The sequence below is a fragment of the uncultured Legionella sp. genome (genome assembly GCF_937871865.1).
In the GTDB taxonomy this organism is placed as follows: domain Bacteria; phylum Pseudomonadota; class Gammaproteobacteria; order Legionellales; family Legionellaceae; genus Legionella.
In genome coordinates this window covers 13517-37072 of the sequence record NZ_CALMPD010000299.1, presented here as the reverse complement: position 1 = coordinate 37072, position 23556 = coordinate 13517, and the positions used below count along the sequence as shown (strand labels likewise).

Genomic DNA, 23556 nt, shown 5'->3' with positions numbered 1-23556 from the left:
TTTTGAACAAGAACGAATCACAACAGGTGTATCTTAAATTTTTACTCAAAAACTCAAACGATGTGGTTATTTTTTTATCCCATGATGAACGTATTGATGAAATAAGTCCTCAAGTAGAAGCATATTATTCTTGGAATTTAACCGAAATGAAAGGAATTGAATTCCCTCATTTATTTTTAAAAAAGGATAGGGTGACACCCTTTACTTTTCCGGATTATAAAAGCATGCGAGACAACGGGACATCTATAGAAACCGTTGTACACCACAACCGTCTTAAAATTTACCTGTCCTGGTCTGTCATTCCTTTAACGGATGCTTTTGGCTGGCTGCTCTTAGGCCGTGATGTTTCGGACAAGAAAAATAATGAAACTCATCTCCGTACTCTTTATTCACAACTAGAACAAATATCAGCAGGTGTTCCAGGGAATTTCTATTGGAAAAATACAGAAGCTGAATACTTAGGATGCAATAACACCTTACTTAAAACATTAGGTCTTACTTCTATCAAAGACATTATAGGAAAAACAGACAAAGATTTATGGCCTGCACAAGCAGACATTCTGAAGAAAAACGATCAGCGAGTCATCCAAACGGGAGAAACCTTATTTTTAGAAGAAAAAGTGACAATCCACGACCAGGAAAATCGCTATTTTACGGTCATTAAAATGCCATTATTGGATGAAAAGGGAACCATCATTGGCATTTTAGGAAATTCTCTTGACATTACAGAGCTTAAAAATACTCAAGACGCACTGCAAATTGCAATTGATAAGGCAGAAGCAGCGAGCCTTGCGAAAACCGAATTCATCGCTAACATGAGCCATGACATCCGCACCCCACTTACAGGAGTTATAGGCTTATCAGAACTGTTAGAACACTCTCTGGAAAATGATGCAGACAGGGAAAAAGTGCATTTATTGCATGACAGTGGTAAAGAACTACTGCATATGCTCAATGAAATTTTAGATGCTGCACGCGTAGGCAATTTACGGGAAACGGATATTAAAAAAGAATCATTTGATGTATATCAATGCATCCATGAATTAATTCGCCTGGAATTACCCACCACGACATTAAAGAATTTGGAGCTTAAAGCAGATATAGCACCGGATGTACCTCGGTATCTACTCAGTGACCGCAATAAAATCCATCGAATATTACTCAATTTACTGGGTAATGCTATAAAATTCACTCAAACAGGCAGTATTACCCTGGCTATTGAATGCCTGCAGAAGGACAACACAAAAGCACACTTGAAATTTAGTGTTTCAGATACAGGAATAGGCATACCAGAAGAAGCTCAATCCCAGGTGTTTAATCGTTTTTTTAAAGTCAGCTCGTCATACAAAGGAGTCTATACAGGGAATGGATTAGGTTTACACATCGTTCAGTCTTATGTCGCTTTATTAGGTGGCCATCTTACATTAACCAGTAAGGAAGGTCAGGGCAGTACGTTTAGTTTTGATTTGGAATGTGAGTTAGGTGATTCCCCTGCTGCGAAATCCCCTTCCATACAGTTACAAGAACCCAATGTAGAAAAACAGCAAAGATCTCTTCATTTGTTACTGGTAGAAGATAATGCCATCTCCTTGAAAACGCTGGAATTTCTTCTGTCACAGAAAGGATACACATTTCATTCAACAACCACAGGAGAAGAAGCCATTGCTTTATTTCAGAAACATTCTTTTGATTTAATCATTACGGATATAGGATTGCCTGGAATTTCAGGAGGCGAATTAAGCCAGCGTATTCGAGCTCAATCTACCATTCCCATCATTGCCCTTACAGGCCATGTGAATAAGGAAGCTAAAGAAGAATATAACAACTGTGGGATTGATGAAGTCCTATCCAAACCTACCCAAAGCGAAGTACTACACGAATGCATTCAAAAGCTCTCGCATCGTTCAGCACAACCATTACAAAATGAATTATCAAACAATCAGCAAAAATGTCCTGTAGTTCTGGACTTACTTGATACTGAGGATGAATTATTTCAATTAGACCACTACCCTTTATTCGATGAAGAATTAGCGTTAAAGCAACTTGCTGATAAATCTTTGCTCATTTCTTTATTGCACTCCTATCTTTCAGATTCAATGCAACAAGACATACATCAGTTGAAAGAACACTACAAAAATAATGATTGGGAGGACGTAGAAAAAACAGCCCACAAAATAAAAGGCGGTTCTGTATACCTTGGTACACAGAAAATGCATTTTGCCTGCCAATACTTTGAACGTTATTACAAAACTGGCCATCGCAAATTGCTCAAACCTTTATATCAGCAAATCATCAAAGTGAATGAAGAAACCATCACCTATATTAAGCTCTGGCTGCGTCAGCAATCCTAAGAAATGACTCTAAACAACTTTTTACGTAAGTGTTTTCAATAACACATAAAATTCAAATTAACTCAAATGCGAACATTAAGAGTATTTTTTAATCAGAATCCAGGCCGAACCGCTATGTCATCTTCATCAATAAGCACCACATCTTCGTCAGAATGAATGTGCTCCTTATCACCCCCAGCTCCATACACAGGCTCTTTAACAGATACCTTCGGTGCTGTTTCAACATACTGCCTTAAATTATTCTCAAACTCATAAAGCTGGCCTATAGAATCAAAACGTCGAATGATAGTCCCGTTACTTCTCATGCGTTCTCTTTCAATTGCTTCGTCAAGAAAAGCGATTTTCTGGTCAAGAATATCAAGGTTATCAACCTCAATCTGGTGTTCTCTTACTAATTCAGTAGTTAAACATTCAAGACGAGCACTAATGTAGGGCTTAAAAAATGCAGCCAGATGAGATTGTGGTGTGGCTTTCAAATCAGCAAATAAATGCCTCCAATCCTCTTCAAATTCCGATAATCGCAAAGTACTGGACATACCTGAAACAAGATTCAAAGCACCTGAGGCAACATAAGACAACAATGTTTTTGGGTGCCACCATGATGAGGATGGTTTTTCTTCTACTATTGGAGGATGTACTTTATTATATAACGCTTTAAGTTCAGTTCTTAAATATTGATTTTTTATCGTGTCTATTTGCTGCAATATCAATTCTGCGCCTTTAGAGTCCTCAGGTACTCTATTAAAAAATTGTTCCGTATCCAAAGAGTTAATTACTTCTCGGTCAAAAAAGAAATTTTGGATTTCTGGGGAAAACTCATCCATTTGTGCAGGTGTTTCCCCCGTAACATAGCTCTGCAATGTCAGAATTACAGTTATATTATCCTGCATGCTCTGAGGAAATAAACCAATGTTTACTTCCTGCCATTTGCCCGCATTAATCAATGGTAATTGTTGCTTAATGAGTTCATCTACATTGACATGTTCAGATTTAGGTAAATCAAACAGTGATTGTACTGCGGCTCTCTCTTCTTGCAGCTCCTGCAGCTGAGAGTTATAACTCGTAAAATGCTCTAATATTGGTACTGTTCCTTTGCCCTTTATAACTAAATCATAATGTTCACTTACACCATTAGTCCCCGCCAACAACTCTATATTATTCACCTCATAACCAGGAATCTGTGCCAAATTATTTCTTATTTGTTCTGCTTTAAACCCAAAATGCACCGACTCATCCAACAACTCTTTATGTTGATGCATCACATCGTGCCAAAGGCTGCGTAAAGTACCTCTTGCATGAATTAAGGGATTGATGATCTGAGACTGAGATTGACTCAACTCGTCGCATTTTCGGGATATAAAATGATACATCTCATTAATAGCATACAACGAAGGGTTCTCGTTCTGAATGCGCTCAAGTGTTCCAATAATCTCCTTCCACTCATTACTATTTTTTAACCAATTATTACGCTCTTCCAATTTTTTAATAGCAGTATTAAATCGTTGCTTGGCTAAGTTGCTATGCGCCTCTTCTTTACACTCATGCATAAAATCTGAACTCAACTCATCCCTGCCATTTCCAATAACGGTCAAGTTATTTAAAGTCTGGAGAGTTTGATTAATCAAAGTGCGCGTATTTTTATGCCCAAATGAAAATATCCATTTCCCTTCCAGTTGAGCTTGGTGATATATCAAAACACTGTACAGATTTTTTAATGCCGTTTTTTTCATTCCCTGATTTGGGGCATATTTAACATCATCAACCGCATTAAGTATATCAATAGCCGCATCCTGGACTTCAGAGCGCTCTATAAGATACCAAATACCTCTGTTTTCATTTCTGGCCCATGACAATGCATGATCCAAGTCCTCAATAAGATCATTCGCAGCATTATCTAAATAAATATTTTTTAAAACCAATAATTGCTCGTCTGCTTCTATTCCGGCAAATTGATGGATACGCAATAATTCATTGATTACAGGCTGCATAAGGTATTTATCAGATTTAGTATCTGACTGGGACCATATCTCTTCATAATCAATTAACACCAGCTCCAACAAAAACAGATTATCTGCATTCAAAGCCCTATTCCTCAAAGTTTCTTTATTTTGTGAGGATAAAGAGGACCTGTTTATTTGCTTGCAGATATCCAATGCAAGTAACCTAAGTTGGTGATTAATGAACGAGTGCTGATATAAATCGACATTACCTTCAGCGTATTTAAATAGTGCACCATTAACATCAAGTGCCGACTTTACCAATCGACTTGCTTTTTTCTTATCACGCTGTAAGTTTTTTACACTTTCTCTTGTTATTACTTTATCAAGTGCCAATTGCTCTTGAAGATTAGTTTGTTCCAGATACTTGCTCCGTAATGCATTAACAGAATCAGGAGTAATTTTATCGGTTGTTTTTTCTTTAAGAAGTCCTCGAACGGAATTCCATAAACTATCGGTATTAACTACATAAGCCTTTAAAGCCTGATCTAAAATGACCGTATCCAGATGATTACTTGCATTTCTACGAATGTAAGGATTAGGGTAAGTTTGCCCAGGATCTGTTGCTACTAAAAGTTGAGCCCAATTTAATTCCATTTTTGTTATGAAGTCCTGACGGGCTAGCAACAGTTCTCTGTCTAATTGTTTCCACTCTGAAGCAGGATATATCAAATGTAAAAATGCCTGCCATTCATCAAACTGACTTAATGCAACTCGTTGAATGGTTATTACTGATTGAAGGTAATATTGCTCAATTATTTGTTCTTGAGCTCTGTTCCGTTTGTCTGCACCAATCGACTCAATTATATGCTTTTTATCGTCTTCAGATGCCAAGGAACGAGACAGAACTGACAGGATTCCATTTTCTTCATGAATTGCTACAAAATGGCTACTTTTACCAAAACTCGAAACATTAGTAATAATTTTTTTCGCGTCAACAATGCCATCCATATAAGTTTGAATAGCAAGACACCCATCAGAATGATGTATATTAAATTCCTTATTGTTAGCAAGTTCTGGAATCGTAATTGCAATTTTTAGATGTTTTGATTTACTGTCGTTAAACCATTGATGTCTGATTTTTTCAGATTCAACTCCAGTAAAAACATCCATCTCAACCGCTGTATTTTGATTTTTCAGATACAGGGCTAAATCCTCATTCAGTTTCTTAGCTTGAGTTTCATTTCTTGCTATCAGCAACACAGGCTGTCCTGGTTCCACCATATTTAAAGCAATTGATATTCTTTGTAAATAGTCCTGACTGTATTTTACTAGCTCCTGTTGATTGCTTTTTTTATGTGCCGGCACTCTATAAGCCTGCTCAACATCTGCTTTTCTACTCAATCCAGCCAACTCAGGTTTAACAATTCCGGTATTAGGTTTTTCCTCACTTATATTCGCCTCAAGTATCTGTGCAGGCATACCGATGAATGCAAAAAAATCTTTCGTTCCCTTATATTTAAAGTCTTTAGCAAGTAATTCGTTAGGATCATGGTTCAATGCCCATTGCATTGCAGCCAGAATAGCTTTTGTATGAAATTGATGTTTATCAGCCGCCAGCTCAACAAAACCGTTATGATTAAGATTGTTTAATGATAATAAAATTGATAACAGTTGGGTCGTATTCAAAAATACACCTGTAGTTCGGAAATACTGTTCTCGCATTACAGCCAGCATATTGAGCTGGGCTTTAATACGTCCATTTCTGCCCAAAACAGGATCATTGGCTTGTTTGATTAACACGCCAGATAGTTTTTTTAACGACTCTCTACTTGTAGCAGTCAGATCCAAAAGATTGTTTTGTTTTATCGTAAGCGGAAACTCTTTACCTACTGCATTAATGTAAATAACCTGCTGCGTAAGGTTATATTGTTGCTGAGGAGATAAATTTGAACCATCTACCAAATTTTGAACACCTGCGATTACATGTTTAAGAGAAGAGGTATCAAATTGTTCTTCAAGAATCTGTTCCGCTGATTTGGCAGTTCTGTCTTTTTTATTTAATTGGGGCGCTCGGCCTGTTTTGGGATCTTTATCATACAGTTCAAGATAGCTCTGCAGCTGTAATGAATTTTTTTTAAGTTGAGCAGCAAAATTATCTAAATCAGGATATGGCAAGTAGTCAAGAAGGCTGGCAATATCTCGCAATAAAACACGGTGAACTTTAAGATTGTTTTTAATTTCAGTTAATAACGACAACTGATCTTCAGTAGCCTCTTTACCCAACGTCATTAAAATTTTTACGGTACATTTTAAATCCTCAGTTAGGGTTGTATCCTGTTCATTTAAAGTGCGTAATTGCTCATTGAACTCAACAACATTCTTGTATAATAATTTATCTACAACGCTCTTCATGCAACAAGATCTCCTAAAATATATAAGGATGAGGTGCTAGCTATTATTTTATATTGCGCGAAATATAACACAACAATACTTAAGTAAACCTGAAGGATTTAAACTACATCTAAAACAGCGGATAATAATTGCCGGGTGTAATGGTGTTCTGGATGCTTTAATACTTGTTCACAAGCGCCGTATTCTACAGCTAAACCGTCTTTCATAACCAGCACCTCATCAGCAATATAAGATACCACCCCCATATTATGGGTAATGAACAAATAGGAAATACCATTTTCTTGCTGTAATTCCTTTAATAAATTTAAAATTTGTGCTTGAACAGAAACGTCCAACGCGCTGGTTGGTTCATCACAAATTAAAATATCCGGCTCTGTAGCTAAAGCTCTGGCGATGCAAATACGTTGTCGCTGCCCTCCTGAAAACTGATGCGGGTATCGATGTAAACTAGTAGTAGGCAGATTGACCTGGTTAATCAGTTGTCTTTGTTTTTGAGAAATGACAGAGGATTTCATTCCTTGGGCGTACATACCTTCTGCCAATATCTCGCCTACGGTCATACGCGGATTCATCGAAGAAAAAGGATCCTGAAATATAATTTGTACTTTTTTTCTATACTGCCTTAACCTTTTACCTCTCAAAGACAAAACATCCACTCCTCGGTAATTAATTTCTCCTCCAGCGACTGGAATCAATCGAAGTAATGCTCGACTGGCAGTGGTTTTCCCACAGCCAGACTCTCCGACTATCGCGAGTGTTTTACCTTGTTGTAGATTAAATCCAAGGCCATCTACCGCTTTAAACACCGAGTGATTGCGGCTAAACACTCTTTTTTTATGGATGAATTGAACGGATAAATTATTCACTGTAAAAATAGTGTCGGCTTTTTCATCAGAAACATTCCAGCTTAATTTATTTTTTTCCAGCAGAGGAAGCTCGTTTAAATCAGGGTATAAATGACATCTCAAAGATCTATCTGTAATATTCTGTAATTGCGGCTCTTCATTTCGACATCGGTCAAAAGCATAAATACAGCGAGGATGAAATCTGCATCCGGCTGGTAAAACATCTAACGCCGGCACACTTCCAGTGATAATAGATAACTTTTCCTCGCGCTTGGCAAATGAAGGTAAAGAAGCTAATAACTGCTGCACGTAAGGGTGTCTTATTTTTGAGAAAAAATCACTGACATTGGACTGCTCTACCACTTGACCGGCATACATCACACAAACTCGATCAGCCATAGCTTTGGCAACACCTAGATCGTGAGTGATTAATAACAGACTCATTTTATGTTTGCTTTGCAATTTTTTTAACAGAGCGAGTATTTGTGCTTGTATAGTGACATCAAGGGCAGTAGTGGGTTCATCTGCTATTAAAATATCAGGATTACATGCCAGAGCCATTGCAATGACTACCCGTTGCTTTTGCCCACCAGATAATTGATGTGGATACTGATTAATTCGTGTATGAGGTTGCGGCATCTCAACTTCTGTTAACAATGAAATTAATGCCTCATTAACCGCTGGTGGCGCTAAAGCATTATGCCTTATTAATACTTCAGATATTTGAGCTCCAATCGTCATTACAGGATTCAAAGCAGTCATAGGCTCCTGAAAAATCATAGCCAATTTGCGTCCTCTTAACTGCCTCATCATTTGTTCCGGTAGATTTAAAATATCATCACCATCAACATTGATTTGGCTCTCGACACCGTACACTCCTGATTTGGGTAAAAGCCGCATCAGTGCTAACGATGTCAACGACTTGCCACATCCCGATTCTCCGAGCAAAACCAGAGTTTCTCCTGGATACAAATTGAAACTGACTTTATCCAAAGCCAAAATCGTTTTGGCTGAACTTTGAAACGCAACTGATAACTGGTTAATTTCAGCAGTATTATGCATAAAATAAGCTGTAAAGAGAAAATCATACACTGTACCAAGAGAACTGAGTAACTGGCAACTAACCCCTTGATGTCGACTCTAAATAGTCGAAGCCTAAGCGTTGCAACAAAAGATAAAATGAGTGCCGTTTTGCATTAAAAGATATCTGAAATGATGACAAAAATCAGATAAACTCCCTTTTAACCTCAAATATTCGTATTATTTTTTCCAATTTTCGCCTATCCCGCCCAGTTTATTAATGATGTATGCTAAAATGGTTCTAGTTACTATTTGAGTGAATATCTATGTCAGAAAACTACACTGCGGAAGCGATTGAAGTATTAAACGGTCTTGAGCCAGTTCAACGACGCCCGGGTATGTATACCGACACCACACGTCCCAACCATTTGGCTCAGGAAGTTATCGATAACAGCGTGGATGAGGTCCTTGCCGGCTTCGCCAGCAAAATCATTGTAACTCTTCATGAAGACGGCTCGGTCGAAGTGGAAGACAATGGCCGAGGCATGCCTGTTGATTTACACCCTCAATTAGGATTAAGTGGTGTGGAAGTTATTATGACGCGCCTGCATGCTGGTGGTAAGTTTTCCGATAAAAACTACAGCTTCTCCGGAGGATTACATGGAGTGGGGGTTTCAGTAGTAAACGCCCTATCGGATAGGCTGGATGTAACCATAAAACGTAATGGCGTAATCTATCAGATGTCCTTTTCTAATGGTGATAAACTGTGTGAATTACAAGAAACCGGAATTGCCAAAAAACGAGATACAGGAACCATAATACGATTCTGGCCTAATGAAAAATATTTTGACACCACGAAAATTTCATTAAAACACTTAACTCATGTGTTAAGGGCAAAAGCGGTACTTTGTACTGGTCTGTCGATGACCTTCATTAATAAAGCCACAAACGAGCAAACACATTGGTGCTATGAGCATGGGCTAACGGATTATCTGATCCAAACACTTCCTTCTGAGTACCTGCCTGAAGAACCTTTTTCTGGTGAATTTAAAAGTGATGAAGCGACTGTTGATTGGGCTTTAGTCTGGTCAGGGGTGGTGAACAGCAGTTTGAATGAAAGCTATGTCAATCTAATACCTACCGCTCAGGGGGGCACGCACGTCAATGGTCTACGCTCTGGCTTATTCGATGCTATGGCTGAATTTTGCGAATTAAGAAACCTGCTTCCTCGTGGTGTAAAGCTTGCAGCAGATGATCTTTGGGAGCCGTGTCAATACGTTTTATCAGTAAAAATGAAAGAGCCCCAGTTTGCAGGACAAACCAAAGAGCGTCTAAGCTCTCGCCAAACCTCTGCTTTTGTTTCCAACGTCATTAAAGATGCTTTTTCTCTTTGGCTAAACCAACATCGCAACCAGGGCGAAGCCATCGCAGCTCTGGCGATAGAACGAGCGCAGAAGCGATTGAAACAAGCCAAACAAGTGGCACGTAAACGCGTCAGCCAAGGCCCGGCTTTACCTGGAAAATTAGCTGATTGTCTGCAAACTGATTTAAGCCAGGCAGAATTATTTTTAGTTGAAGGAGACTCAGCAGGAGGTTCTGCAAAACAAGCGAGAAATAAAGACTTCCAGGCAATATTACCTTTACGAGGAAAGATTCTTAACTCGTGGGAAGTTGATTCGTCTCAAGTGCTGGCTTCGCAGGAAATTCATGATATTTCAGTAGCAATCGGAGTTGATCCAGGTTCTGAAGATCTTAATGGGCTGCGCTACGGTAAAATATGTATTCTTGCCGATGCCGATTCAGACGGAGCACACATTGCCACCTTAATCTGTGCCCTGTTCCTGCGCCATTTCAAACCGCTGGTTAAAGCGGGCCATGTGTACGTTGCCATGCCACCACTGTATCGAATAGATGCAGGAAAAGTAGTGCATTATGCATTGGATGATGAAGAAAAAATACGAATTACCAATCATCTAACCCAAACCAGCAGAGCCAAAATAAACGTTCAACGGTTTAAAGGTCTTGGCGAAATGAACCCCATGCAATTAAGGGAAACAACCATGGATCCTGATACCCGGCGTTTGGTGCAATTAACTCTCGATAATGAGGAATCAACTGAAGCCGTTATGGATATGATGCTGAATAAAAAACGAGCCGGAGACAGAAAAATCTGGTTAGAATCAAAAGGAAATCTTGCAGAAGTCTGATTGTTAATGACCAATACCACTGCTCTTCACGTAGGCTAGTGAGAGAACCAATAGGCTGGTGCTGAGCATCGCGAAGCCCAGCACACAAACATGAATACCCCAAATGCCGGGCTGCACTTCGTTTAGCCCAGCATACAAATCACATTACCACTTTAACAATGGAATGATATTAGAATAATCATCTGTCCATAATAACTGGTTATTATCTGCAACAAAGCGCCAGCCACTGCCGTTCATTAGTTTATTTGCCAGAACCTGATCATTAGTCAACAAACCCCATTCAGAGTCGAATTGCCCTAATTTAGGAACTCCCTTATGAACCAGATTGAGCAGCATCATATCCAAAGAGCGTGCTATTGAATTGAGCACGGGCAGTATTTTGAGATGCCTGTTGCTCAGATTAACTAATATAACCCCATTGTCAGTAAGCTTTTGCTTATAAAGAGTGAATGCTTCCAAAGTCATTAAATGAACAGGAATTGCATCTGAATTAAATGCATCCAAGATAATAAGCTGTTGTGAAGCATCCGGGATTTTATCTACAGCCAATCGACCATCATTTTTTATAATATCCGCTTTGGGAGGACAATCGCGTATGAAAGTGAATAACTTGGGATCTGATGCCAAATCAATAACCTGCTCATCAATTTCAATAATCTTTACTTGATCGTCATTACGGAATTGACAAATCATCGTTCCCGCTCCCAACCCCAATATGGTCACAGATAATGAAGAATGCTCCTCTTTCAAAGCCTCAACGGCTTGCTTTATAGCACCATAATAGGCTCTGAACCCGTTGATAGGTTTCTCCTCGCCAAGTAACTGATAACCATGGACAGTGGATTGGCTGATAAATACATGTGTGTTCTGTTTCAATAGAACCTGTTTCACGCCATAAAAATTTCGTTCTTGTAATAAAATATTTTTATCCAGAAAAATTGGAGAATAAAGAAATGCGAATAAAATAAACAAAGACAGAATAAGCCCTGTTTTACTTTTATGGTTTAACACAATAACAAGTAAGGCAATTAGAGCAGTAATCTGAAATGTAGTAAATCCCGCATACCAGTTAATTGGTGGTATAAAATAATGTAAAAGTAATAAACAGAGCACCACCAGGGGTACCCACCAATCCTTTGCCGTTAGAGGTAAAGACAGTACAAAGAGACTTAATAAAATCGCCAGTGGGTATTCATAGATCTGATTAAATATATGAGTGGCCAAAATACCATTAAATATCCCTGCCAATACACCACCGAAAGCCAGACAAAAATAAAATAAGGTCAATAGTTGAGGTTGGGGTCGACGTTCAAATAATTGTCTGTGGCAAAGTAAAGCTAATATAAAAAAACTTGCTAAATTAGCCAGTATAATTTGCCATACCCGAGCCTGGTTTGCATTTAAAATAAAGGCAAGAATGGTAAATACCAAAAAGAAAATACAATTTCTATTAATCCAGGCAGTGGAGATCAGTGGTTTCGTCGTGAATGTGAAGACAAAAGAAAGTAAATATAAAGCCAAAGGCAATACCCAGAATAGAGGCGTAGGAGCTACATCGGTAGAAATATATAAAGTAACCCCTAACATCAAACTGCAAGGCACAAAGCTCAGAAAGACCCAATACATCATCGAACGCCAGGGCCAGACTTTAGCATCCTCATGCCGGTTTTCTAACGGTTTATAACGAGAACAATATAAAACAAACAACAATAATAATAGGTAAACCAGATACCCCATGCTCCATATATGGAATTGTAAGGTTAACCCCCAAAAATGCTCTATTATCCAGGGATAAAGCAATAAAGAAATTAAACTGCCCAGATTACTGGCAATGTATAAAAAATAAGGATCAGCAGCCCCCTTCCCTGTTGTTTGGCTGTATGCAAATTGCAATAAAGGGGCAGATGAACCAATAATTAATAAAGGCAAACCTACTTGCTTTAATAAATCAGATAAAATATTCCATTCCGGATACTCCCCCATCATAGAAGGATGGAACAACAAGGGAATGGCAATAATGCTCAATGCAATAAAAGCGGTATGTACCCAACGCCACAAAATTGGTTTTTTAATCAGGCTGAGTAACCAAACATAACCATAGGAGACTAACAATACTCCCTGAAAAAAAAGCATGCACACAGTCCAAACAGCAGGGGTTCCTCCGTAAACAGGAAGAGTTGCTTTAGCTACCATCGGTTGGATGCTGAATAAAAGAACGGCGCTTAAGAACAAACAGGTAGGGTATAGAAAACGTAACACAGAGCAATCCTTCGCTAAAAATTAAATTAAAGGAAAAGTAAAAATCCATAAACATTTGTTGTAACTGATTCATATCATAGGGAATGTTATTGGTGGATACAATAGTTTTGTTGCGTTCTACCCTGAACAGGGTAATTTGAAAAGCGATGAGTGCAATAATTCCAAACCATCTGGATTGTTCCGCCGCAGCCCTAATGACAACGGCGGTTAAAATCATATTGTGAACAACATATTATAATTATTTTATATCCATTGATGCCGCCAACATCCAATGAGCTTTTTGATGTGCAGCAATACGATCACTCAATAAGGTTACAGTTCCCTCATCATTATTATCTTGAGCAATTTTTATGGCCTCGTTTAAATCGTTGACCAGTGCACTGTTATCATTCGCTAATTCAGTGACCATATCATTGGCGCTTAAACTTGAATTGCCATCTTTTATCGTTTTCAATTTATTGTATTCGTTAAAAGTAGCCGGAGCCTTATGTCCCATAATTAAAATACGCTCCGCTACTTCGTCTACAGCCAGAGCCAATTCTTTATATTGCATTTCAAACAATTCATGCAAACTTTTGAACTGGGGACCTTTTACATGCCAGTGATAATTTTGCGTTTTAAGATATAAAGCATAAGTATCTGCCAAAGCAACTTCCAGTTTATTAATTACAGTACTCATCGTTCTTCCCTTATTTTTTGATGATGATAATAATCATAGTTTAAAATAATAAATTCGCACAGTTTATTTACTTCCAGAATGTAAAGGCTAAAAATGATTCTCAAAAAAACCCCGCCATAAGGCGGGTTTTTAAAAGGAAGCAGGGACGCTTACATCATGCCGCCCATGCCACCCATACCGCCCATGCCGCCCATATCGCCAGCACCAGCCGCATCATCTTTCTTAGGTAAATCAGCAACCATACATTCTGTTGTTAACATTAAGCTAGCTACAGAAGCTGCATTTTGTAATGCCATACGAGTTACTTTAGTTGGATCCAGGATACCCATATCCACCATATCACCGTATTCACCAGTTGCAGCATTGAATCCATAATTGTCTTTGTGTTCTGCTACTTTGTTCACAACAACAGAAGACTCATAACCAGCGTTAGAAACGATCTGACGCATTGGAGATTCAATAGCACGACGCAGGATATTGATACCCATTGTTTGATCGTCGTTATCGCCTTTTAATGCATCCAATGCTTTTTGAGCACGAATCAGGGCAACACCACCACCAGCAACAATACCTTCTTCTACTGCAGCACGAGTAGCATGAAGAGCATCTTCTACACGAGCTTTCTTCTCTTTCATTTCAACTTCAGTAGCAGCGCCAACTTTGATTACTGCAACGCCACCAGCTAATTTAGCAACACGCTCTTGTAATTTCTCACGATCGTAATCAGAAGTTGTTTCTTCCATTTGAGCACGAATTTGAGTAATGCGTGAATTAATTTCAGCAGCTTTACCTTCACCATCAATGATAGTAGTGTTTTCTTTAGTAACTACTACGCGTTTAGCAGTACCGAGATCTTCTAAAGTAGCAGCTTCTAAGCTCTTGCCAATTTCTTCAGAAATTACTTGGCCACTGGTTAAAATAGCGATGTCTTGTAACATTGCTTTACGGCGATCGCCAAAGCCAGGTGCTTTAACTGCACATACTTTAACAATACCACGCATGTTGTTAACAACCAGAGTTGCTAAAGCTTCGCCTTCAACATCTTCTGCAATGATTAATAATGGACGACCAGATTTTGCAACACCTTCCAGTACAGACAACATGTCACGAATACTGGAAACTTTCTTGTCAACTAACAGAATGAACGGGTGTTCCAGTTCACAAGTCATGTTTTGTTGGTTGTTAATGAAGTATGGAGAAATATAACCGCGGTCAAATTGCATTCCTTCAACAACAGATAATTCATTCTCAAGGCCATTACCGTCTTCAACAGTGATCACGCCTTCTTTACCTACTTTTTCCATTGCTTCAGCAATGATAGAACCAATTGCTTCGTCAGAGTTAGCAGAAATAGTACCAACTTGAGCGATTGCTTTAGTGTCTTTGCAAGGCTTTGACATAGATTGCAGTTTTTTAGTAACTGCTAATACCGCTTTGTCTATACCGCGTTTCAGATCCATAGGATTCATGCCCGCAGCAACAGCTTTGTTCCCTTCAACAAGAATAGAACGTGCTAATACAGTAGCAGTAGTTGTACCATCACCAGCAGTATCAGAAGTTTTAGAAGCAACTTCTTTAACCATTTGAGCACCCATATTCATGAAACGGTGTTCAAATTCAATTTCTTTAGCAACAGACACACCGTCTTTAGTTACAGTAGGCGCACCATAAGATTTTTCTAAAACAACATTACGACCACGTGGACCCATAGTCACTTGAACCGCATCAGCCAATGCATTAACACCAGCAAGCATTTGTAGGCGAGCATCATCACCAAAACGTAATTCTTTAGCCATTACTCAATCTCCTTAAACAATTAGATTAGATTACTTCTCAATCACACCCATGATGTCGTCTTCACGCATCACAACTAATTCTTTGCCATCAACTTTAACTTCAGTACCAGAATACTTGCCAAACAATACTACATCACCAACTGTCACAGCTAAAGCACGAACATCCCCATTATCCAGTACTTTGCCGGCGCCCACAGCGATGATTTCACCACGCATAGGCTTTTCAGTAGCACTATCTGGAATAACAATACCACCAGCTGTGGTACGTTCTTCTTCCATACGACGAACAACAACGCGATCGTGTAAAGGACGAATTTTCATACTTTTATCTCCTGATTTTAATTAAACTATGATTCACGAGTTTTGCCTGTTCGAACACAAACAATCCTGATGTCTGACATATGGGGACAGGAACAAAACTTTCAAGGGTTAAAATAAAAAATATTTTTGTTTTACCATTACTCGCACTACAATGGATGCTACTTGTTTATAGTACCTGGGCTTAGAATGAAAAAATGGCTATTATTATCAATAATTTACTTTCTTAGTTCGGTAGTTCATGCCGATCCATTACCTGCTGCAGAAGTATTTCAGGCAGGTGTAAATAAAATTGACCCCAATACTTTTGTCCTCAACTGGCAAATAAAAGAAGGTTATTTTTTATACAAAGATCGCATCAAATTAACGGAACAACCAGACAGCAATCTCCATTTAGGGGCACTTCGCTTTCCCCCCGCGCTGAAAAAGACCGACAAACAAGGACGTACATTTACAATTTATCGTAATACTTTATCAATACCTGTAGCTATATTAGGGGAAACCCCTGGGGAAACGTTACTCAATCTTCATTATCAAGGCTGCTCCAACGAGGGTTTTTGCTACCCACCAGAAGAAAGGCAAATCAAAGTAGCTATTAATGACAAACTTGAATTAGCGATGGTAGATCTCGAACCAGAACACATCGCTGCAGAACCTCAAGAAGAAATTAAGCCACAGAGTCAAATATCACAGGTCTTTGCATCACATAATTGGCTCACTGTATTGTTCATCTTTTATGGATTTGGCTTATTGCTCTCTTTTACCCCGTGCATATTACCGATGGTCCCCGTACTCTCAGGAATTATTATCGGACACGGCAAAGACATCACCACGAAGAAAGCGTTCTTCCTCTCTTTAAGTTATGTGCTGAGCATGTCAATCACTTATGCAATTGTTGGCGCCCTGGTCGCCCTCTTGGGTGCCAATCTGCAAATCAGCATGCAATCTCCATGGGCAATAAGCTTGTTTAGTATGATATTTATAATGCTGGCTTTATCCATGTTTGGATTTTATGAATTTAAACTCCCAAATTCCTGGCAAGCTAAAATAACAGGCTCAAGCCGCAATCAAAGAGGCGGACATTATATCGGAGCTGCCATTATGGGCTGTCTGTCGACCTTGATTTTATCTCCTTGTGTTACCGCCCCGTTGATTGGCGTATTAACATACATTGCCCAATCCGGAAATGTACTTTCAGGGACATTAACCTTATTCTTTTTAAGCCTGGGAATGGGCACTCCATTACTTCTGATAGGCACCTCAGCAGGCAAATGGCTGCCTGAGTCAGGAAACTGGATGAATGCGGTTAAAGCCTTTTTCGGAGTACTGCTTATTGCAGTCGCCATTTACCTGATGGAGCGCATAATACCATCAGGCGTAACCATGGCTCTCTGGGGAAGTTTGCTGATATTTTCAGGCATCTATACAGGGGCATTAACTCACTCTGCTACCAGCCAGGAAAAATTCTGTCAGGGAGCAGGGATAATCATGCTGGTTTATGGTTTATTGATCTTGGTTGGAGCAAGCATGGGCTCGACTAATCCGTTACAACCCTTGGCAAACATACAGGCGGCCACGGTTACTCCTGCAGCTCTGCAATCCAATAAACCGCAAACCCTTGCTAGCATAAAAAGAGAAATAAACAATGCTCAAGGGAAGCCTGTTATGCTCGATTTTTATGCTGACTGGTGTGCCTCCTGCAAAGCAATGGAAGCCACTACATTCAAAGATGCCCGGGTTCAAGAAGCACTGAGCCGTTTTACAGTCATAAAAATTGATGTGACGGCCAACAATGCTGAAAACAAGGCCATCATGAAAGAATTTAAGGTCGTTGCTCCACCTACGTTTATATTTTTTAATGCTCAAGGACAACAGTTAAACGACTCTAATTTGGTAGGGGAACGTTCAGCAAAAGACTTTTTACACAGTCTAAATCACGTAGAACAGGCTTCCTGACTAACGAACTAATCTACTCCAGAACTCACTTAAGATTCTGAGTGATTTTTAAGTTGATTATTGAATACATCGAAATATAGTACCAGCGGAACCGATATGGCCAACAACAGCTTGATGGATGTACAAACCTTAACTTCCGGTGTATTGGGCATATTGTCTTGCGCGTTAGTTCCTTCCCCTTGATGGCGCTGAGGAGTATTGAAAGAGAGGCGTGGCGGAGACACTCCGCGACGCTTTTTCAAATACGGCATGAAGCGATGCGAATGACACCGTCATGTTCCATCCTAAATCACCCAAAAGAGAAGCAAGAGCCAATCCCCTCTCTAACAACACCAAGCTCTCCGATACTCTTGCTTCATAAATAACTAGTTAAAAATCCTAATTGCTACATAGCCATATCTTTTAAAACTCTTCACAATCAGATTCAGGACCACCATTAGAGGAGCATTGTGATTTAGGCGAGCTATTATTGACCGCAGTAGTCGATGCTATAGGTATCGCTGCGATATCGCCAGATGCGGATACATGGGACTCCCCATTTCCTTCAAAAACAATCATATTGGCGGCATAAACGCCATATCCCTCTCCGCTACCAGCTAAGGCGTTGACAGTGGAATTAATAACGGTTGCATTATTGGAATACGCAGCAATGCCCAGCACTAACCCATCATCACTATTTGCAGTGACTGTGGAGTTAGATACCAAAGCATCAAAAACACCGAATATACCGATGGTTTGTCCAACACCTGTTGCATTAACGGTGGAGTTATTTATCATAACATTATTAGTAGTGCTACCCACACCAGCAGTAGCTCCTTCGCCGATGGCACGAACGTTAGAACCCTCTACAGTGACCTTGTTAACAGCTTGTACTCCCTGGGTTAAATCACCAGCACCAAAGACTTGTATGTTAGAGTTACCTATCATCAAATTATTGTCTCCAGTCACCCCTAAAGCATTTGCTTCACTAACAGCCTTAATGATGGAATTAGTAACACTACCATCATTTTTACTCAATATCCCAACAGTCCCGGTAACACTAGCAGCATTAATAATAGAGTTATCCATTATCAAGTTGCTGCCAACTACCGCAAGAGTATTGCTTTCACTAGCGGTGTTAATAGTAGAATTGATGACAGTGGCATCATTGACCCCATCTATTCCGACAGTCTGTCCTTTACCAATAGCGCTTATGTTAGAGTTTCCTATCATCAAATTATTGCCCCCATACACTCCATAGGTACTATCTCCTGCTCCGGAAACATTAATGATCGAATTATTAATGGTTCCATTGCCTAAAGCATTGATGCCATAAGCATTGACGTCCACAAGGGCAAACCTTTGCTCTGCTATGACATTAATGACGCTTTGAGTCATGAGACTGTCGTTACCAGTATAAAGACCGTATGCTTGTGATCGAGTATGCTGAAGATTTATATCTGAGTTAGTTACTGTGCTATTATTGCGGGCATAGATTCCATATTGCACACCAACCCCATCTAAACTCATTATGGACGAGATAAGGCTGGGATTGTGTTCCGCATAAACTCCAAATAAGGTTGCGTAATTAGTTCCTTTGACATCCAAAACAGAAGTGAGTACAACCGCATCCTGGTCCGCTTTAACTGCAAAAACACTACCTAAACCTGTACTAGTAGAGGTAATATTAGAATTAGTTACTATCACCTTATCTTTGCCGTAGACCTCCGCCATACCCTTATACATCTGAAAATAATACGCAAATTCTGCTAAGAGAAAATCAAAACTTCTTTAATAATACAATTGCCCCAAACTCTTATGACATTGCTCAAGCGAATAGCTATGCGACTACAGGAACGATTGGCCTCGCTTGGTTCAGGAGTGCCTGTGATCCTCTGACTAAAGCTAGTGGTGCCAGCATAAATAGTAATACATCAATTTTTGGTAATATGTACGTCCTTGCACATGAAATAGGGCACCAACTCGGCGCAGCCCATACTCAAAATAATCAATGCAAACGCTCCCCATACTCTTCGGTAGAAACAGGTAACGGAGTCACTCTCATGAGTTATGCTGGACGTCGTTGTCCTCCGTTTGTCACTGACAATGAGTATTCTTTTTTTCATGCCTTCTCGACACAAGAAATTGCAGCTTATCTAGCTACTCTCCCCAGTCCACCTACATGCGGTTCAAATACCTCTGCCTTACCTATACCGGCTCCGACGATTAACTCGACAAATGGCAATTCAGTTATCCCAATAAATACGCCTTTTGCTCTCGCAGGAAATGTTACTCCAGGAGTACCATCCCAGACTTTAGATTATATTTGGGAACAAATGGATATAGAAATAACTCCTCAACCACCGGTTAACAGCGCCATAGGAGGTCCTAATTTTAGAGATTTTATTCCTAGCGGGTCACCTATACGTTATTTCCCTAACCCAAATGATTTGGCGAAAGGAGGACCTTTTACCTGGGAAGTGTTGCCTTCTGTTTCACGAACACTTAACTTTAGACTCACCGCTCGCCAAATTAACCCCTCACCTGGCGCAGGCTCCTGCAACGCGTTTACTGATGTTACAGTAACGACTGATGCAAATTCAGGCCCTTTTCTTTTAACTTACCCTAACCGTAGCGACATTATCTGGGATCAAGGATCCAATCAGAATATTACTTGGGATGTTGCTAATACAAACAATGTTCCCGTTAATGCACCTTTCGTTGATATTCTGCTCTCAGTAAATGGTGGCTTAAACTTCCCATATGTATTAGCCAAGCAGATCCCTAATTCAGGAAGTGCCAACATCAAAGTCCCATCTGTGAGTACATCAACAGCACGTATTATGGTCATGGCCTCAGATATACGTTTTTTTACAGTACCAGGAAAAAATTTCACTATAAAATAAGAAGAACAGTGCATTACAAAAATAAAACGAGCTATTCTAGAATAGCTCGTTTTAGAATAAAAATCGTGAGCCCCTCTCAATAAGGAACAGTTTAGCTCAAAAGTTAAATCGACGGCATGCCTGTTGCTCCATACCGTGTAAGCAGCTCCTGGAAGCAGAGGAATATCAAATACGATTCATTTAAATTGACGTTTGAATCGAATCGTAGCTAGAGTAATCATGAACAGGCAATAAAGCAAAAGTGGCCATAAATAAATCCAGATGTCGCTAAACACATTTCCTTTGAGCATCACACCAAACAGAATTTTAAAAAAATGCGTCAATGGCAAAAATAATCCCGTAATTTGCGCCCATTCCGGCATGGCAAAAATAGGGAACACAAAACCGGTCAGGATGATTGAAAAAGCAATAAAAACATTCACCACCTGCGCCGCTTCAAATTGCGACTTGCAAAAGGTAGCAATGCTTAACCCAAGTGATAATTCTGCAACAATGTAAGGCAGAGCACAAAAATATAACAAGACTGGGTTACCGACAAAAGGGATATGAAACAAATAATGGGCAAGAACCAGTCCAAGCGTTAATTGAACGTAACCAACAATAATATAAGAAATAATCTCACCTAATAAAATTTCAGCAGGACGGGTGGGGGATGCCAGCAAATAGTGTATCGTTCCACCCTGTACGTCTCTAAAGGCAATAATCACCGTGATCAACAACATGGTCAACATCAATACCAGGCCAATCATTCCGGGAACTACATAAACCTGAGTAATCCTGGCCGCATCATAGAGACGATGGGTAACAATCTGAAATGAAGGAACCAGATGCTGATTATGCAGGGACAGCGGAAATAATTGCTCTAACAAGCGCTGCTTTAATCCGGCCAGGGCAACAAGAGCGCGTCCTGTTGAAAGTGAGTCAATACTGCCGTCTTCTAACAATAATTCAGGGCGTTCATGACGATACAAAGCCTGGGAAAAATCGGCTGGAATAGTCAGGATAAATAATGCCTTTCCAGTTTTAAGTAAATGATAGGCTTCGTCAGGATTACGGGTTGAGCCAATAAACGAAAAATATCCGGTATGTTCCATGCCCCGGATTAATTCCCTGCTGACCTCGCTGTTATCTAAATTAATTAAAACGGTAGGTACTTTTTCAGGATAAGTATTCACTGCATACCCCGCCATGCATACCAATATTAAGGGTAAAACTGCCATGATAATCAAAGTAGCAGGATCGCGTTTCATTAAAATGAATTCTTTGCGGATGATGGCCCAAAGGCGGTGAATGGAGAACCCCATCATGAGGTAACACGCCCTTCATGTTGCATTTTAAAAATGAACACATCCTCCAAGGTAGTGTCTGTTGCTTCAATGTTATAATGACTCAATTGAGACGGCTCAAACTGACTCAATACATCAGCATGTAATGAACTGAGCCGAATTTCATTTCCTTTTTCAATAAGTTGTATTGCTGCTGAGTGTTTGCTTAATAATGTTTTCAGCTCGGTTAAATTGTTCCCTTTAATCCGCCAGGAAAATAACCGGGTTGAGTCTATAATCTCTGCTGCAGAGCCATGAGCAATCATTTCCCCATAAGACATATAAGCCAATTGATGGCAACGTTCTGCTTCATCCATAAAATGCGTGCTTAATAATACCGTGACGCCCTGCCCGGCCATATCCTGAATATAAGACCAGATTGATAAACGCGATTGTGGATCGATACCTGATGTAGGCTCATCGAGTAACAGCAGTCGCGGCTGATGTAATAAAGCTGCAGCCAAAGCAACGCGCTGTTTCCATCCTCCGGACAAAGTACAGGACAGCTGATTACTTTTCTCGGTTAATTGAAGTAAGTCAATCAGCTCCTTTAATCGGGCTTTGTGGTTCTTGATGTCATAAATTCGCCCGATAAAATCCAGATTTTCATAAACCGTTAAATTCTGATACAAACAAAACTGTTGCGGCATATGACCAATGCTTGCCTGAATCCTTTTGGTTTCGGTCAATAAGTCATAGCCAAGACATTTACCTTTTCCCTTGTCTGGTGCTATCAAGCCACTGAGTAACCTTAGACTGGTTGTTTTACCGCTTCCGTTAGCGCCCAAAAAACCAAAAATAGTTCCGGGTTGAATATGCAGCGATAAATTAACTACCGCATTAATCCCATTAAACGATTTTGCCAGACCAGTGACATCAATAACCGGTTGTGTTGCATTATTCATAATTCACCTCCATTGTCTGGCCAATTTTTAATAATTGCCGTAAACCTGGAGCACTAACATCCGCTTTCACTTTATAGACGGACTTATCGTTGTTTTTTTCACTAAATAATGCATCGGGCGTATATTCAGCCTGATTGGCAATATAAGTAATTTTTACTGAGTATTTTTGTTTCTGGATGAATACAGAGACGGGTTCCCCTAACTTAATTCGGTCTAAATGACGTTCTGGAATATAAAATATAATCCGCATCTGAGAGGGAAGTAACAAACTGACCACTGGGTGGTTAGGAGGAACAAATTCATTCAATTGATAGAATACTTCATGTACGGTGGCACTCGCAGGAGCCTTGATGGGTGCCTGGCCTTCCAAAGTTAAAATCAACTCACCTTTAGACAAAGATTGGCCTTCATTAACAAAAAGTTTTTTTAAATGACCTCCAGTGCCGCTTGTTACAAAAAAGGGAGCTGACTCGACATAAGCAATGGTTTGATATGATGGTTTTTGCGGTTTACACGAATTAAGAAATGGACAAATAAATAAAATAAGGAGCAGCACCCATATCGTTTGACGTGTCATAGTTCGTTCCCTTGCATAAATGACAGCCTTCAAAAGGATCTCCGTATTTGGCAATATGACTCTGATTAATAAAGTATAACT

At 39.6% G+C, this 23556-nt stretch carries 14 protein-coding genes and 1 pseudogene; 4 read left to right on the top strand and 11 right to left on the bottom strand.

Annotated features, from left to right (window positions below; all coding sequences use genetic code 11):
• Positions 1–2 precede the first annotated feature (2 nt).
• Entirely contained in the window at positions 3–2351 is a 2349-nt protein-coding gene (locus tag Q0495_RS16265) for an ATP-binding protein (RefSeq protein WP_298628234.1), read from the top strand.
• A 92-nt stretch (positions 2352–2443) separates the two neighbouring features.
• On the opposite strand, the gene Q0495_RS16260 is transcribed toward Q0495_RS16265, so the two are convergent.
• Together Q0495_RS16260 and Q0495_RS16255 are read right to left on the bottom strand one after the other, a co-directional pair.
• Positions 2444–6703 (bottom strand): hypothetical protein, encoded by a 4260-nt coding sequence (locus Q0495_RS16260; protein ID WP_298628231.1) that lies wholly within the window; start codon positions 6701–6703, stop codon positions 2444–2446.
• Positions 6704–6801: 98 nt separating this feature from the next.
• On the bottom strand, positions 6802–8610 hold the full coding sequence (locus tag Q0495_RS16255; protein WP_298628229.1) for an ABC transporter ATP-binding protein: 1809 nt from the start codon (positions 8608–8610) through the stop codon (positions 6802–6804).
• Between the two features lie 284 nt (positions 8611–8894).
• Here Q0495_RS16255 and parE point away from each other — a divergent pair, with 284 nt between their 5' ends.
• The gene (gene parE / locus Q0495_RS16250; protein ID WP_298628228.1) at positions 8895–10775 is read left to right on the top strand and encodes a DNA topoisomerase IV subunit B; all 1881 of its coding nucleotides are present in this window, start codon (positions 8895–8897) and stop codon (positions 10773–10775) included.
• A 144-nt stretch (positions 10776–10919) separates the two neighbouring features.
• Here parE and Q0495_RS16245 read toward each other — a convergent pair whose 3' ends face one another.
• The 5 genes from Q0495_RS16245 to groES all read right to left on the bottom strand — a co-directional run bounded on the left by Q0495_RS16245 (position 10920) and on the right by groES (position 15830).
• Positions 10920–13034: a spermidine synthase gene (locus Q0495_RS16245; protein ID WP_298628226.1), complete on the bottom strand. Its 2115-nt coding sequence runs from the start codon at positions 13032–13034 to the stop codon at positions 10920–10922.
• Positions 12958–13251 (bottom strand): hypothetical protein, encoded by a 294-nt coding sequence (locus Q0495_RS16240; RefSeq protein ID WP_298628223.1) that lies wholly within the window; start codon positions 13249–13251, stop codon positions 12958–12960. The genes Q0495_RS16245 and Q0495_RS16240 overlap by 77 nt, the downstream gene beginning before the upstream one ends.
• Before the next feature lie 21 nt (positions 13252–13272).
• The gene (locus Q0495_RS16235; protein ID WP_298628220.1) at positions 13273–13713 is read right to left on the bottom strand and encodes a DNA starvation/stationary phase protection protein; all 441 of its coding nucleotides are present in this window, start codon (positions 13711–13713) and stop codon (positions 13273–13275) included.
• Positions 13714–13862: 149 nt separating this feature from the next.
• Positions 13863–15509 carry a chaperonin GroEL gene (gene groL, locus Q0495_RS16230; protein ID WP_298628218.1) on the bottom strand — a complete coding sequence of 549 codons (1647 nt, stop codon included), beginning with the start codon at positions 15507–15509 and terminating at the stop codon, positions 13863–13865.
• Between the two features lie 30 nt (positions 15510–15539).
• On the bottom strand, positions 15540–15830 hold the full coding sequence (gene groES / locus Q0495_RS16225) for a co-chaperone GroES (RefSeq protein WP_298628216.1): 291 nt from the start codon (positions 15828–15830) through the stop codon (positions 15540–15542).
• 186 nt (positions 15831–16016) lie between these two features.
• Here groES and dsbD point away from each other — a divergent pair, with 186 nt between their 5' ends.
• Positions 16017–17783 carry a protein-disulfide reductase DsbD gene (gene dsbD, locus Q0495_RS16220; protein ID WP_298628213.1) on the top strand — a complete coding sequence of 589 codons (1767 nt, stop codon included), beginning with the start codon at positions 16017–16019 and terminating at the stop codon, positions 17781–17783.
• Positions 17784–18185: 402 nt separating this feature from the next.
• Here the strand turns inward: dsbD and Q0495_RS16215 are convergent, their stop codons facing one another.
• Positions 18186–19496: a hypothetical protein gene (locus tag Q0495_RS16215; protein ID WP_298628212.1), complete on the bottom strand. Its 1311-nt coding sequence runs from the start codon at positions 19494–19496 to the stop codon at positions 18186–18188.
• Between the two features lie 14 nt (positions 19497–19510).
• On the opposite strand from Q0495_RS16215, the pseudogene Q0495_RS16210 reads away from it, so the two are divergent.
• Positions 19511–20668 (top strand): annotated as a pseudogene (locus tag Q0495_RS16210) (reprolysin-like metallopeptidase); the annotation flags it as partial.
• A gap of 176 nt (positions 20669–20844) precedes the next feature.
• Here Q0495_RS16210 and Q0495_RS16205 read toward each other — a convergent pair.
• From Q0495_RS16205 to Q0495_RS16195, 3 genes are read right to left on the bottom strand one after another with little or no spacing between them, the layout of a single operon-like run.
• The gene (locus tag Q0495_RS16205) at positions 20845–21972 is read right to left on the bottom strand and encodes an ABC transporter permease (RefSeq protein ID WP_298628245.1); all 1128 of its coding nucleotides are present in this window, start codon (positions 21970–21972) and stop codon (positions 20845–20847) included.
• Positions 21972–22898, bottom strand: coding sequence for an ABC transporter ATP-binding protein (locus Q0495_RS16200; protein WP_298628209.1), 927 nt, complete (start codon positions 22896–22898; stop codon positions 21972–21974). The genes Q0495_RS16205 and Q0495_RS16200 overlap by 1 nt, the downstream gene beginning before the upstream one ends.
• Positions 22891–23475 (bottom strand): HlyD family efflux transporter periplasmic adaptor subunit, encoded by a 585-nt coding sequence (locus Q0495_RS16195; RefSeq protein WP_298628207.1) that lies wholly within the window; start codon positions 23473–23475, stop codon positions 22891–22893. Before Q0495_RS16195 ends, Q0495_RS16200 begins: the two co-directional genes overlap by 8 nt.
• Positions 23476–23556 lie beyond the last annotated feature (81 nt).

Bases quoted from the DNA above. Each gene is read 5' to 3' on its own strand.
- groES (WP_298628216.1), bottom strand. From the start codon at position 15,830: ATGAAAATTCGTCCTTTACACGATCGCGTTGTTGTTCGTCGTATGGAA.
- Q0495_RS16260 (WP_298628231.1), bottom strand. From the start codon at position 6,703: ATGAAGAGCGTTGTAGATAAATTATTATACAAGAATGTTGTTGAGTTC.
- dsbD (WP_298628213.1), top strand. From the start codon at position 16,017: ATGAAAAAATGGCTATTATTATCAATAATTTACTTTCTTAGTTCGGTA.
- Q0495_RS16200 (WP_298628209.1), bottom strand. From the start codon at position 22,898: ATGAATAATGCAACACAACCGGTTATTGATGTCACTGGTCTGGCAAAA.
- Q0495_RS16195 (WP_298628207.1), bottom strand. From the start codon at position 23,475: ATGACACGTCAAACGATATGGGTGCTGCTCCTTATTTTATTTATTTGT.
- Q0495_RS16205 (WP_298628245.1), bottom strand. From the start codon at position 21,972: ATGGGGTTCTCCATTCACCGCCTTTGGGCCATCATCCGCAAAGAATTC.
- parE (WP_298628228.1), top strand. From the start codon at position 8,895: ATGTCAGAAAACTACACTGCGGAAGCGATTGAAGTATTAAACGGTCTT.
- Q0495_RS16235 (WP_298628220.1), bottom strand. From the start codon at position 13,713: ATGAGTACTGTAATTAATAAACTGGAAGTTGCTTTGGCAGATACTTAT.
- Q0495_RS16215 (WP_298628212.1), bottom strand. From the start codon at position 19,496: ATGGCGGAGGTCTACGGCAAAGATAAGGTGATAGTAACTAATTCTAAT.
- groL (WP_298628218.1), bottom strand. From the start codon at position 15,509: ATGGCTAAAGAATTACGTTTTGGTGATGATGCTCGCCTACAAATGCTT.
- Q0495_RS16240 (WP_298628223.1), bottom strand. From the start codon at position 13,251: ATGATTTTAACCGCCGTTGTCATTAGGGCTGCGGCGGAACAATCCAGA.
- Q0495_RS16255 (WP_298628229.1), bottom strand. From the start codon at position 8,610: ATGCATAATACTGCTGAAATTAACCAGTTATCAGTTGCGTTTCAAAGT.